The sequence below is a fragment of the Sulfurospirillum barnesii SES-3 genome, from assembly GCF_000265295.1.
GTDB classification, from domain to species: Bacteria; Campylobacterota; Campylobacteria; order Campylobacterales; family Sulfurospirillaceae; genus Sulfurospirillum; species Sulfurospirillum barnesii.
The window spans coordinates 2,373,010-2,386,430 of record NC_018002.1 but is presented as its reverse complement, the minus strand read 5'-3'; the positions used below and the strand labels follow the sequence as shown (position 1 = coordinate 2,386,430).

13 protein-coding genes are annotated in these 13,421 nt (G+C 40.0%); 6 read left to right on the top strand and 7 right to left on the bottom strand.

Going from position 1 to position 13,421, the window contains the following annotated elements:
• Complete coding sequence (locus SULBA_RS12030) at nt 1–498, top strand: Lcl C-terminal domain-containing protein (protein ID WP_014770567.1); 498 nt, start codon at nt 1–3, stop codon at nt 496–498.
• A 20-nt stretch (nt 499–518) separates the two neighbouring features.
• On the opposite strand, the gene SULBA_RS12025 is transcribed toward SULBA_RS12030, so the two are convergent.
• Entirely contained in the window at nt 519–1,157 is a 639-nt protein-coding gene (locus SULBA_RS12025) for a GNAT family N-acetyltransferase (RefSeq protein ID WP_014770566.1), read from the bottom strand.
• A gap of 6 nt (nt 1,158–1,163) precedes the next feature.
• Entirely contained in the window at nt 1,164–1,724 is a 561-nt protein-coding gene (dcd, locus tag SULBA_RS12020) for a dCTP deaminase (protein WP_014770565.1), read from the bottom strand.
• A 100-nt stretch (nt 1,725–1,824) separates the two neighbouring features.
• Between dcd and accB the strand changes: the two genes are divergently transcribed.
• The gene (gene accB / locus SULBA_RS12015; RefSeq protein WP_014770564.1) at nt 1,825–2,301 is read left to right on the top strand and encodes an acetyl-CoA carboxylase biotin carboxyl carrier protein; all 477 of its coding nucleotides are present in this window, start codon (nt 1,825–1,827) and stop codon (nt 2,299–2,301) included.
• Nucleotides 2,301–3,632: an acetyl-CoA carboxylase biotin carboxylase subunit gene (locus SULBA_RS12010; RefSeq protein ID WP_014770563.1), complete on the top strand. Its 1,332-nt coding sequence runs from the start codon at nt 2,301–2,303 to the stop codon at nt 3,630–3,632. Before accB ends, SULBA_RS12010 begins: the two co-directional genes overlap by 1 nt.
• A 40-nt stretch (nt 3,633–3,672) precedes the next feature.
• On the opposite strand, the gene SULBA_RS12005 is transcribed toward SULBA_RS12010, so the two are convergent.
• Nucleotides 3,673–4,524 carry a peptidylprolyl isomerase gene (locus SULBA_RS12005; RefSeq protein ID WP_014770562.1) on the bottom strand — a complete coding sequence of 284 codons (852 nt, stop codon included), beginning with the start codon at nt 4,522–4,524 and terminating at the stop codon, nt 3,673–3,675.
• Nucleotides 4,525–4,717: 193 nt separating this feature from the next.
• Here SULBA_RS12005 and gltX point away from each other — a divergent pair, with 193 nt between their 5' ends.
• Genes gltX through upp form a run of 3 tightly spaced genes read left to right on the top strand, consistent with a single transcriptional unit; the run spans nt 4,718 to nt 8,019 of the window.
• Complete coding sequence (gene gltX / locus SULBA_RS12000; RefSeq protein WP_014770561.1) at nt 4,718–6,115, top strand: glutamate--tRNA ligase; 1,398 nt, start codon at nt 4,718–4,720, stop codon at nt 6,113–6,115.
• On the top strand, nt 6,112–7,386 hold the full coding sequence (locus SULBA_RS11995) for a malic enzyme-like NAD(P)-binding protein (protein WP_014770560.1): 1,275 nt from the start codon (nt 6,112–6,114) through the stop codon (nt 7,384–7,386). The genes gltX and SULBA_RS11995 overlap by 4 nt, the downstream gene beginning before the upstream one ends.
• Nucleotides 7,387–8,019 (top strand): uracil phosphoribosyltransferase, encoded by a 633-nt coding sequence (upp, locus tag SULBA_RS11990; protein ID WP_014770559.1) that lies wholly within the window; start codon nt 7,387–7,389, stop codon nt 8,017–8,019. It abuts the gene before it with no gap.
• Between the two features lie 47 nt (nt 8,020–8,066).
• Here upp and eat read toward each other — a convergent pair whose 3' ends face one another.
• The 4 genes from eat to gdhA form a co-directional block, all read right to left on the bottom strand.
• Nucleotides 8,067–9,488, bottom strand: a complete 1,422-nt coding sequence (eat, locus tag SULBA_RS11985; RefSeq protein WP_014770558.1) for an ethanolamine permease — start codon at nt 9,486–9,488, stop codon at nt 8,067–8,069.
• A gap of 12 nt (nt 9,489–9,500) precedes the next feature.
• Nucleotides 9,501–10,349 (bottom strand): ethanolamine ammonia-lyase subunit EutC, encoded by an 849-nt coding sequence (eutC, locus tag SULBA_RS11980; protein ID WP_014770557.1) that lies wholly within the window; start codon nt 10,347–10,349, stop codon nt 9,501–9,503.
• Nucleotides 10,346–11,752 carry an ethanolamine ammonia-lyase subunit EutB gene (locus SULBA_RS11975; RefSeq protein WP_014770556.1) on the bottom strand — a complete coding sequence of 469 codons (1,407 nt, stop codon included), beginning with the start codon at nt 11,750–11,752 and terminating at the stop codon, nt 10,346–10,348. Before SULBA_RS11975 ends, eutC begins: the two co-directional genes overlap by 4 nt.
• Before the next feature lie 201 nt (nt 11,753–11,953).
• Nucleotides 11,954–13,309 carry an NADP-specific glutamate dehydrogenase gene (gene gdhA / locus SULBA_RS11970; RefSeq protein WP_014770555.1) on the bottom strand — a complete coding sequence of 452 codons (1,356 nt, stop codon included), beginning with the start codon at nt 13,307–13,309 and terminating at the stop codon, nt 11,954–11,956.
• Nucleotides 13,310–13,421 lie beyond the last annotated feature (112 nt).

Genomic DNA, 13,421 nt, shown 5'->3' with positions numbered 1-13,421 from the left:
ATGAAAAGTATGGTTTGCCTCTTTTTTTTAATTTTTTTTGTTCAAACCATGTCTGCAAAATGCACTAAAAGTTTCTCTTTAGTGCAAAATAATGCGGAAGTATATGATAAAAAAACAGGGCTAATTTGGAGTCGATGTACGCATGGGATGTCTTGGAAAAATGGTGTTGGATGTGTTGGTGAGATAGAGCTTTTAACATTAAAAGAAGCTAGGAAAATAGAACAAACTAATAAAAAATGGCGTTTACCGAGTATTGATGAACTTGCAAGTTTAGTGGATGTAGCGTGTAAAGATTATCCTATTGATAGTACGGTTTTCCCTGATATAGACTCTGATGAAGGGGAGTCTACGTATTGGAGTAGAACAACGTATTTGAGTAATGAAGAGACTAAAGAGATGCCTTCATTGTTTTATACGATGGATTTTATGCAGGCTAGGGTAGATGCCCATACTCAAGGGATTGCATACAAAATACGTTGGGTGAGAAATAAAAAATAATTTAGGGTATTGTGTTTTTTTTAGTCAAACTTAAAATAAGAGGGTGTATGAGCAAGCATCTGTGCAATGCGAGGGTCATCTTTGGAACAGTTGTATGCGCCATTATATAAGGTTTCAAGCCATCGTTTGAGGGTCGCTTTTTCAAGTGTTGTGTGTGGGTAATGCAGCAGTAAAAGTTTCATAGGAGGTGGTGTTTCATCACTGTGAAGCGGTAACATATAATCAAAAGGCTTGATTTTTAAAGCACCCATTTTACGGTAGAACCGCTCTCTTTTTTCACGGATTTCCTGCTCGAAAGAGGCATGTTCGGGTGAGTCTATTTCAATGAGAATGGGGCGAATTCCCTCTTTATCAAAGAGCAATTCAATGCTTTTTTTTAGCAAAAAAGAGCCTAAGCCTTTGGCTTGAATGTGTGGAGTAATGGCAATGTATTCAAGAAGAAAAAAATCAGTATTTTGAGGATGAAAGATAATACAAAAGCCAACAATTTCTTCGTCATTATACGCTAAATAAATGGTGTAAAAAGGAGCCTCAAGCATGGAGAAAAGTGTCTCTTTACTCTTTTGTTCGCTAGGAGGAAATGCCTTGGCGTAGATGGCATAAAAGCCATCAAAAGCTAAGGCATTTTGAGCGGTTAAAATCGTTACATGTAAAGGCATGAAAAATTATTTTAAGATGCGTGGCAAGGTAATACCTGTTTGACCTTGGTATTTCCCTTTTTTGTCTTTATACGTGGTCTCACATTCGCTATCACCCTCTAAAAAGAGCACTTGTGCGATGCCTTCATTGGCATAAATTTTAGCAGGCAACGGGGTGGTATTGGAAATTTCAATGGTGATGTGACCTTCAAATTCTGGCTCAAATGGGGTTACATTTACAATGATGCCACAACGTGCATAGGTACTCTTCCCTAGACAAATCGCAAGGACATTTTTTGGGATTCTAAAGTACTCAACCGTGCGTGCCAACGCAAACGAATTTGGTGGAACTATACAAATATCTCCTGTAAAATCAATCACATTTTTATCGTCAAATTCTTTGGGGTCAACCACAGTAGAATTAACATTGGTGAAGATTTTAAATTCACGTCCCACGCGGATGTCATACCCATAACTGCTCACACCGTAACTGACCACATCTTTGCCCACTTGCTCTTCGCAAAAAGGCTCTATCATACGCTCTTTAAGCGATTTTTCACGTATCCAACTGTCTGCTTTCAAACCCATAAAACTACCTTTATATTATTAAGTGAGTGTATATCTTTAGTATGGTATTATAACACACTTTATGTTATGCCAAAAGATGGCAAATTATTAGGAGAATTCAATGGATAAAAATGAAATCAGAGAGTTAATGCGTTTTTTTGATAAAAGTGACATCACAAAACTAAAAATCAAAGAGGGTGATTTTAGTATTGAGTTACAAAAAGGTTTTGAGCCTACTGTGGTACACGGTACACCGATGGTATCTGCGCCGATGGCACCTGCTGTGGCAACTTCAGCACCTGTAGCAAGCTCTGTACCTCTTAGCAGTGGAGAAGCCAGTGTTAATGCGGCATCTGCTGGATTAAGCATCAAATCTCCCATGGTGGGAACATTTTATAAATCTCCAGCTCCAGGGGCTGCTGCGTTTGCAAAAGTCGGCGATGTGATCCGTAAAGGTCAGCCAATTGGTATTATTGAAGCGATGAAAATTATGAATGAAATTGAAGCAGAGTTTGACTGCAAAATTTTAGATATTTTAGTTGCAGATGGACAACCCGTTGAGTTTGACATGCCAATTTTCATGGTGGAGAAAGTTTAATGAAGATTGAGAAAATTCTTGTTGCCAATCGTGGTGAAATCGCGCTTCGTGCAATAAGAACCATCAAAGAGATGGGGAAGCAAGCCATTGCGGTTTATTCAACAGCGGACAAAGATGCGCTTTATCTTCAACATGCTGATGCCAGTATTTGCATTGGTGGGGCAAAATCGAGTGAGAGTTATCTCAGTATTCCCTCAATTATCAGCGCAGCAGAAATTAGCGGGTGTGATGCCATTTTCCCAGGGTATGGTTTTTTAAGTGAGAATCAAACCTTTGTGGAGATTTGTCAACACCATAACATTAAATTTATTGGACCTTCTGTAGATTCTATGGTGTTAATGAGCGACAAATCCAAAGCCAAAGAGGTCATGAAAAAAGCAGGTGTACCTGTTATCTTAGGCAGTGATGGCGCCCTGAAAGATGTTGCACAAGCTAAAGAACTTGCGGAGCAAATCGGACTTCCTGTCATTGTAAAAGCAAGTGCAGGTGGTGGCGGTCGTGGTATGCGTGTGGTTGAAAAAATGGAAGATTTGGAAAAATCGTTTCTTGCGGCTGAAAGCGAAGCTTTAAGTGCGTTTGGCGATGGCACGCTGTATATGGAAAAATACATCAAAAATCCTCGTCATATTGAAGTGCAAGTGATTGGCGATTCTTTTGGCAATGTGGTTCATATTGGGGAGCGTGATTGTTCGATGCAAAGACGTCATCAAAAACTGATTGAAGAATCTCCTGCAATTGCGTTGGATGATAAAACCAGAGCACGACTTCATGAAGTCGCTGTGAAAGCAACGAAGTACATTGGCTATGAAAATGCGGGCACCTTTGAGTTTCTTTTAGATGCAGATAAAAACTTCTACTTTATGGAGATGAATACACGTCTTCAAGTCGAGCACTGTGTCAGTGAAATGGTGAGTGGTATTGACATCATTGAGTGGATGATTCGTGTAGCTGAGGGTGAAAAACTGTTTGATCAAAGTGCACTCACTTTCAAAGGTCATGCGATTGAGTGTCGTATTACAGCGGAAGATCCTGTTAAATTTATCCCAAGTCCTGGTAAGATTACCAAGTATATTATTCCTGGTGGTCGCAATGTCCGTATGGATTCACATGCGTATCAAGGCTATTCTGTGCCACCTCATTATGACTCCATGATTGGAAAACTCATTGTGTGGGGTGAAGATAGAACCCGTGCTATTAAAAAGATGAAACAAGCACTCAGTGAGTTGCAAATTGAAGGAATTAAAACGGTTCGTGATTTTCACTTAGGGATGATGGACAACGAAGACTTTATTGACAATAAATTCGATACAAACTATCTTTCTCGTTATTAATACAAAAGGGTCGCTAAAAGAGCGACCCTTTTAAAACTACTTATGGTAAACGTACCACTTTAATATTTGCAGAAGATTTGAGTTTTTCAAAATACTCTTGAATCGCTTTTTGCTCTTTTCCTTCAGACAATTTTGAGTGAATATAGTTTTTTGCATCATCGAACGAGACAGTTTGAGCATTGTGTTTATTTTTCACGTAAAACATGACATAATTTGGTTCTGATTTAACAATCGTAGAAAATGTATTGGTAGCGGTTTTATTGAGGAGTGTTGCAAGGTTTGCATCAATTTTTCCTGCTTGAAAACTTCCCTCTTTAAGTTCAACATCTTTAGAAACACCCATAGGATTTTGTTTAATGGCTAGCAGACTCTCTTGATTTGTACTGGTATAGATGGTTACATCAAAACCACTGGCTTGCGAAAATTCATGAAGGTTTTCATTATAATAGGCTTTAAGCTCACCATCACTCATCTGTTGTAATTTTGTGCTGATGATTTTTCGGTACAACTTGTCACGTTTAAGTTTATTTTTTAATTCATCTTTGTACTCAACAATATCAATATTTTTAGATTGAATCATGGCAATAAAATCATTTTTACTCATGGAATTGCTGTTGGCTAAATTTTCTAAATATTGTTCAACCTCATAAGCGTCAATACTAATGTTTAACTTTTTAATTTCAGCTTCTTCGAGTTTTTGTTGAACAAGAATATCTAAAGCCTCTTTTTTTGAGAGGTTAAAGCGTTGTGAATATTTAAAAACATCATAAAGTGTAATGGGTTCTTTGTTAATAATTAAAGAAATGCCATCAACGGTTCCAGCACTTGCAGGAGAGAGAAGAAGCGTAGCGCCTAAAGTTACAAAAGTTAACACCTTCAATTTGATCTTCATTCATAATCCTTTGTTTTAAGAAAACTCTCTATATAATCACTATGTATTAAAATATAAGAAGCTACAAATAATAACATTTTTTTGAACAAAATAAATTAAAAAAATGTTTTTTCCTCCCGCTTCTTGTAAAAAATTTCGTTATTACGTAACAAAATGATACATAATTTATACATAAATGAAAAGGTTTGATGGTATGGTTGTGACACGTTTTGCCCCAAGTCCCACAGGATATTTGCATATTGGAGGGCTTAGAACAGCACTTTACAGCTATCTTTGGGCGAAAAAAAACAATGGAAAATTTTTGTTTCGCATTGAAGATACAGATTTGGCACGTAACTCTAAAGAAGCGGTTGATGCTATTTTAGAAGCGTTTAAATGGCTTGGTTTAGCACATGAGGGTGAGGTTGTTTATCAATCTAAGCGTTTTGAGCTTTATAAAGGCTATGTCCAGAAGCTGTTGGACGAGGGAAAAGCCTATAAATGTTATATGAGCAAAGAAGAACTTGATGCGCTTAGAGAAGAACAAAGTGCTCGTAAAGAACGCCCTCATTACGATGGAAGATACCGTGATTTTACAGGGACACCTCCAAAGGGTGTTGAGCCTGTGATTCGTATTAAAGCACCTATGAGTGGTGTGGTCTCTTTTGTGGATGGTGTTAAAGGTGAAATCTGTTTTAATGCCACTGATATTCTTGATGATTTTATTATTGCACGTAGTGATGGCACGCCAACGTATAATTTTGTTGTGGTGATTGATGATGCCCTGATGGGTGTTAATGAAGTAATTCGAGGGGATGACCATGTTTCTAATACCCCCAAACAGATTATTTTGTACGAAGCTTTAGGTTTTGAAATTCCAAAATTTTACCATGTCCCAATGATTTTAAATCCAGAGGGCAAAAAGCTTTCTAAGCGAGATGGTGCTGTGGATGTTATGGATTATAAACGTGAGGGCTATCTTCCTGAGGCATTGCTCAATTTTTTAATTCGTTTGGGTTGGAGTCATGGTGATCAAGAGATTTTCTCACGAGATGAGATGGAGGCATTGTTTAACCCTAATACTATTAATAAATCGGCTTCTGCCTACAATCAAGAAAAACTGTTATGGCTCAATGCGCACTATATTAAACAAGCAAGCTATGAGCGTTTGGTGGAAGAGTTACGCTTTTTTGGTGTTGATTTGTCCTTACATGTAAAAAAAGTGTTACTAATTGATGCACTAAAAGAGAGAGCAAAAACCTTAGTGGAGTTTGCACGTTTGGCAAAAGAGATTTTAGAAACACCAACGTGTTACGATGAAAAAGCCGTTGAAAAGTTTTTAAACGATGATGCTGTCATAGTTTTAGAGCATTATTTTGAAGCTTTAAAAGGTGAAAAAACGATGCATACTGCGGGTGAATTTGAAACATTTACCAAAGTATTTTTAGAAAAAAAAGGCTTAAAACTTAAAGATTTAGCACAAGGCATTCGTATTGCAATGGTTGGAAGTTCAGTAAGTCCTTCCATTTTTGATGTTTTAGAAATTATTGGTTATGAAAATGTATTAGAGCGAATTCAAAAATTAATATCTTTTAAAAGGAGAGCGGTGTGAGTAAAGGAAAAGTAACAAAAGAGGAATCTTTAGCGTACCACATTGGTGGAAAAATTGAGATTAGTGTGAAGTCACGTTGTGATAGCGCAAGAGATCTTTCTATGGCATATACCCCTGGCGTTGCGCATCCATGTTTAGAAATTGAAAAAGACAATGAATTGGCATACCAATACACCAATAAAGGGAATCTTGTTGCGGTTATTACCGATGGTACGGCTGTTTTAGGGCTTGGAGATATTGGTGCAGTTGCGGGTAAGCCTGTTATGGAAGGGAAATCTGTTCTGTTCAAAAAATTTGCAAATGTTGATGCGTTTGATATTGAATTAGACGAACATGACGCCGATAAAATTGTCGAGATTTGTAAAGCACTCTCTCCAACCTTTGGTGGTATTAACCTTGAAGATATTAAAGCGCCAAAATGTTTTGATATTGAAGAAAAACTTCAAGCAAGTGTCAACATTCCAGTCATGCATGATGACCAACATGGAACAGCGATGATTACCAGTGCTGGTTTAATTAATGCGCTTGAAATCAGCGGTAAAAAAATTGAAGATATGAAAATTGTAGTCTCTGGTGCAGGGGCAGCTGGTATTGCATGTGCAAAAATGTATAAACTCTTAGGTGCAAAAAACATTGTGATGATTGACACAAAAGGAGTGATTCACTCTGGAAGAACCGATTTGAACAAATACAAAGCAGAATTTGCGCTTGAAACCAGTGATAGAACCCTAGAAGATGCAATGCGTGGTGCGGATATGTTCTTAGGTCTCTCTGCTCCTGGCGTTGTGACTCAGGATATGGTTAAATCTATGAATCCTTACCCCATTATTTTCGCACTTGCTAACCCAACACCAGAGATTTTACCTGAAGAAGTCCATGCGGTAAGAGACGATGTTATGATGGGGACAGGCAGAAGCGACTATCCAAATCAGGTCAATAATGTCTTGGGTTTCCCTTTTATCTTTAGAGGTGCTTTGGATGTGAAAGCAACTAAAGTAACGGAAAATATGAAAATGGCAGCAGCGGTTGCGTTGGCAAAGTTGGCTAAAGAAGAAGTACCTGAATATGTTAAAGTAGCGTATAATGGTGAAGATTTGAAATTTGGTTATAACTACATCATCCCAAAACCGTTTGATAGACGTGTATTGGTTTGGGTAAGTGCAGCTGTTGCGGAAGCTGCGATTAATGATGGTGTTGCACGTGTGGAAGATTTTGATATTGGATTGTACAAACGCGATCTTCAAGAAATCATTGATGCTGAGCTTAAATAAATGCACAATGTTCATGTTATTAAGCATCCATTGATTGAACACAAGCTTTCTATTTTAAGAGATGAAAAGACAGAGCCATTTCACTTTCGCTTGTTGGTCGATGAAATTTCGTATTTGATGTTATTTGAAGCGACACGAGATTTGCCCTTGCGAAAAGTGTCTGTTAAAACGCCTGTGGCGGTAGCTGAGGCTCAAAAATTGGATGCAAAAATTATGATTTGCCCCATTTTGCGAGCAGCACTTGGTATGCTAGATAGCGTTTTTAAACTTATTCCCGATGCAAGTGTTGGATTTTTAGGCTTTCAGCGCAATGAAGCAACACTTGAAGCAGAGTTTTATTATGCAAAGCTTCCAGCCGATCATAAAGAGCGTACAGCGATTATTATTGATCCTATGTTTGCCACAGGTGGAACAGCGATTGATGCGGTAAACTTTTTGAAACAAAAAGGGGTAGAGGATATTCGTTTTTTAGCGCTTGTTTCAGCACCTGAGGGCCTAAAACGTTTTTATGAGGTTCATCCTGATGTCCCTGTGTACACAGCGTGCATTGATGAGGGTTTGAATGAAAATGGCTATATTGTCCCTGGTCTTGGCGATGCAGGTGATAGAGTTTTTAATACACAAAATAGTTAAGTAAAGTAAATGTGCGCAAAGAAATCTTCTTTGCGCACCCCCATTTTCTATAGTTCGTGCTCTAATTCTTGCTCTGCTTTTGCAATCATCGCAAACTCTTCTTCCGCTGTTTTAGCAACCAAATGATGTTTACTGTACATAAAGAAGTAAAGTGCTCCTATGACGTAGAGGATTAATGTATAATTAAACGCTCGTGGATCAAAGGCATACACACCTGTGAGTGCAATAAGCGATAATATCAAAGCAATGCCTGATGTTGCAATTCCACCAGGGGTTTTATACGGTCGTTTCATATGCGGCTGTTTGATGCGTAGAAGAATATGACTCAGTGACATTAACGCATACGAAATCGTTGCACCAACAACAGCCATCGCAAGCATCAAATCACCTTCTCCTGTTAAGGAAGCAAAAAAACCTAAGATACCAGGAATAATCAGTGCCCAAATAGGCGTTTTTCGCTCACTGGTCAGCGATAAAAATTGAGGCAAATACCCTGCTCTTGAAAGTGCAAAAACCAGTCTACTGTAACCGTAAATAATGGAGAAAAATGAGGCAATCAGTCCTGCAAGGGCTAAAACATTGACCATGGTAGCCAGTTTTGCATTTCCAACGGCATTTAATGCATCCACTAAAGGGACTTTACTCTCTCCCATCATCTGTGCACCACTTGCACCTGCGAGTAAAAAAAGTACCAATGCGGCGGTAAGAAGTAAAAAAACCATCGCACCGATGATGCCACGTGGAACATCTTTGGCAGGATTTTTTGCCTCTTCTGCTGCCAAAGGCACACCCTCAACGGCTAAAAATAACCACATTGCAAAGGGAAGTGCTGCCCAAACACCATGCCAGCCTAGTGGTAAAAAGTGTGTTGCCCCTACAACATCCGCTGATGGTGCAATGTCAAATAAATTAGCAACATTAAAATCACCTATGAGCGCAATAGCAGTTGCAATAATGGCAAAGACTGCCAACGCGCTAATGACCATCATGGTTTTAAGCGCTTCACCTGCTCCTAAAACATGGATACCAATAAATACCGCATAAAATGCAGCATAAACAAGAGGTCCATCAATGCCCAAAAGCTGCTCCGTTGCTGCACCAATGAAGATGACAATGGCTGCTGGGGCTAGAGCGTATTCGATTAAAATGGCAAGCCCTGTTAAATAGCCACCCGTTGGTCCCATCACTTGCCTTGCAAAACTGTATCCACCACCTGCTGCGGGAATGGCTGCGGACATCTCTGCTAGAGAGAGCACCAATAACATATACATAGTACCCATCAAAATGGAAGCAATGAGAAATCCACCCCATCCTGCTTGTGCGATACCAAAATTCCATCCCGCAAAATCTCCTGAAATGACATAGGAAATGCCAAGTCCTGCTAAAAGCAACCAACCAGCTGTTCCTTTTTTAAGCTGTCTTTTGGCTAGATACTCTTCATTGAGTGCCACATTTACGCCTGTTTGCATTGTTAAATCCTTTTAGTTTAGTAGAAAATTTGTTTCTTTGAGTTGTTCTTGTGTTTCTTCTTCTGCTCGCTCTTTAATCGCAACGCCTGAAAGATGCAATTTTCGTGATTCTTTCAATAAGTAAAGCGCTTTTTTTGCCGCTTCTTCATAACTCAGTCCTTCTTTTCGAATATTAGAGATACAATTACGATGCGAATCATTCAACCCTCCTTTGGGCGCATAGGTCATGTATAAGCCCAAGCTATCGGGTGAACTGAGCCCTGGACGCTCACCAATGAGGACGACAACACTCTTTACATGTAAAAGCTCTCCCACTTCATCACCAATGGCAACCCTGCCTTGTTCTACAATGCAAAACGGAGCAAGCTTCCATGCTTGTGTATCTTTAGCAAGCTCTTTGGTAAGGGTTTCAATGAATGGCAATGCATTTTCATGAATAGCAAGCGAAGAGAGTCCATCAACAACGACAATGCCAACATCGTAGCTCTCTTCTTTGTCTAAGTTTTCAAGCTTCTCTTTTGAGGCCGTATTGAGTCTTCGTCCAAAGTCGGGTCGTTGTAGGTAGGTGTTGCGATTTTGGGCTTGTGAATGCAACAAAACGGGGGTAACGCCCTCTTGTAAAAGTCCTTTTTGGCTTTGCGCTGAAAGAAGCGAAATATCTAAACACAGGTGAGAAAATTTTTCAAAAAGTGTGTTTACATGTAAAGGCAAATGCACCGCATCACGAGCCTTTGCGTGGGAGAGTTGAAAGTTTAAAAGTTCATGCGTTGGAATGCTAATCCCACTTCTTCCAAGACCAATGCGTGCATCAGTATAAGCTCTGAGCGCTGACCATGGGTTGTGAATAACGGTGTGACTCATAGCGGTTTTCCTAAGAGATGTGAGAGGGGTTTTGCAAAGAGGGCTGGAACACTTTGGTTGAGTAAAAAGCCCTCCATTGTTTTAAAAATTTCCATTTTAAGAAGCCATGCTTCAAATTCAGGAGAGGGTTTAAGCCCTAAAACCCGTCTTGCATAGAGGGCATCGTGAAACGAGGTGGTTTGGTAGTTGAGCATAATATCATCAGAGCCTGGAATCCCCATAATAAAATTAATCCCAGCAACCCCTAAGAGCGTGAGAAGATTGTCCATATCGTTTTGGTCGGCTTCGGCGTGGTTGGTGTAGCAAATGTCACAGCCCATGGGAATTCCTAAGAGTTTTCCACAAAAGTGGTCTTCCAATCCTGCCCTCGTAATCTCTTTGCCATCGTACAAATACTCAGGTCCAATAAATCCCACAACCGTGTTGACGAGCAATGGGTTAAATTTTCGTGCCAGTGCGTAGGCTCTGGCTTCACAGGTTTGTTGGTCAACGCCAAAATTGGCATTGGCGGAGAGGGAGCTTCCTTGTCCTGTCTCAAAATACATCACATTGTTGCCCACACTGCCTCTACCTAGGGAGAGAGCGGCTTCTTGCGCCTCTTTTAGCGTGGCGATGTTAAAGCCAAAACTCTCATTGGTCGCTTGTGTTCCCCCAATGGATTGAAAGACTAAATCCACGGGTGCTCCTTTTTCAATGGCTTCAATGGTGTTTGTCACATGGGTTAAAATGCACGATTGGGTTGGGATTTCGTATTTGCTAATGACTTCATCCAGCAATTTTAAAAGCTTAATGGCTTGTGTGACATTGTCCGTCGCAGGATTGATGCCAATCACCGCATCGCCGTTACCATACAGTAGCCCATCCAAAAGGCTTGCGGTAATGCCCATCATGTCATCGGTAGGGTGGTTAGGTTGAAGTCTGGTGGAGAGCCTGCCTCGAAGTCCAATGGTATTACGAAACGCAGTGATGACTTCGCATTTTTTAGCGACCATAATGAGCTCTTGATTGCGCATAATTTTACTCACTGCTGCGACCATTTCAGGGGTGAGTCCAGCGCTAAGGGCTTTGAGAACTTCTGGGGTTGTGGCATCGCTTAAAAGAAAGTTTCGAAACTCCCCCACGCTTAAATGGGCAATGGGCGCAAAGGCTTGAGCGTCGTGTTCATCGAAAATGAGTCGGGTAATTTCATCGCTCTCATAGGGAATAAGCGCACTTTCTAAAAAGCTCTTCAATGGCACTTCACTCAGACGCATTTGCGCAATGACCCGCTCCTCCTCAGAGGTCGCTCCAACGCCTGCTAGCATATCGCCAGAGCGTTTGGGTGTGGCTTTTGCCATCAAATCTTTTAAATCTTTAAAGTGGTAGGTTTGGTTTCCGTAAATAAATTTATAGTCGTTAGACATTTAGAGACACTTTCTTCGTTTGATGAAGAAATGCTAACATATTAGGAGTATTGATTAAACACTATATTTGTATATTTTTTAATCATTAAAATTTATTAAATCTAAACAAAGCATATAAACCAAAAAAAGTATAACGTATGTGGGGGATAGGGATGAAAGTAAAGATAGCTTTACATGTAAAACGGGCAAAAGCCCGTTTTACTACACTGCACCTTGGTCAATGAGCGCATCGGCGACTTTTCGAAAGCCTGCGATATTTGCGCCTAACATAAGGTTTCCCTCATCGCCAAACTCCACTGAGGTAGCGTAAGAGAGTTCAAAAATGTGTTTCATAATGTTTTGAAGTTTTGCATCTACTTCGCCAAAACTCCATTTTTCCATGCTGGCATTTTGGCTCATTTCTAACTGACTCGTAGCCACACCACCCGCATTGGCTGCTTTAGCAGGTGCATAGCCAATGCCATTGGCTTGCATGTATTCAATGGCTTCAATGGTACTTGGCATATTAGCCCCCTCAGTCACCACCATACAACCATTTTTGTGAAGTGTTTTAATGTCTTCAAGGTTAAGCTCATTTTGAGTGGCACTTGGAAATGCGGCAAAGCAAGGAATACTCCAAACCGCATGCGTTCCTTTTGTATACGTCTCTACAGGAATATAAGAAGCAGTAGGGTGTGTTTTGAGGTACGCACTTAGCGGTTCACGATGTATCTCTTTAATGGTTTTCAGCAAGGGTAAATCAATGCCATTTTTATCGTAAATTACCCCTTTGGAATCGCTACATGTAACAGGTATAGCACCCATGTCATAGAGTTTTTGAATGGTATAAATTGCAACATTTCCTGCGCCTGAGACAGTGCATACTTTGCCTTTTATGCTCTCACCTTTTTTATTGAGAAGGTTTTCCGCAAAGTAGACTGCACCAAAACCTGTGGCTTCCGTGCGTGCTAAAGAGCCACCCCAATTAATGCCTTTGCCTGTTAAAATACCATCGTAGCGGTTGGTGAGGCGTTTGTACATACCAAACATATAGCCAATTTCTCGACCTCCTACACCAATGTCACCTGCTGGAACGTCGATGGTTTCTCCGATGTGTTTGGAGAGTTCTAGCATAAACGATTGGCAAAAACGCATGATTTCACCCTCGCTTTTTCCCTTAGGGTCAAAGTCACTACCGCCTTTTCCTCCGCCAATAGCAAGTCCTGTCAGTGAGTTTTTAAAAATTTGCTCAAATCCTAAGAATTTAATAATGCTCAAATTGACACTGGGGTGAAAGCGAAGCCCTCCTTTGTAAGGGCCAATGGCATCGCTGAATTGGACACGATAGCCGATGTTTGTGCGAATTTTCCCTGCATCATCCATCCAAGGAACTCGAAAAATAATTTGACGGTCAGGGATAATCATACGCTCGATAATGTTGTATTTTGTGTATTTTGGGTCTGATTTTAAGAGAGGTTCAAGTGAGGTGAGTACCTCTTTGACAGCTTGGTAAAATTCATCTTGTCCTGGGGTACTGTGTTGGGTTGCTTTTAGGGCATCTTCAATAAATGAACTCATGGCATTCCTTGTAAAAAATCTCGGATTTATACTATAGTGAATGGCTTTAAGATACTCTTTGACTTTTGGGTTAATCACAAAGAAACTCTCTTAGGATGCATTACATGTAACG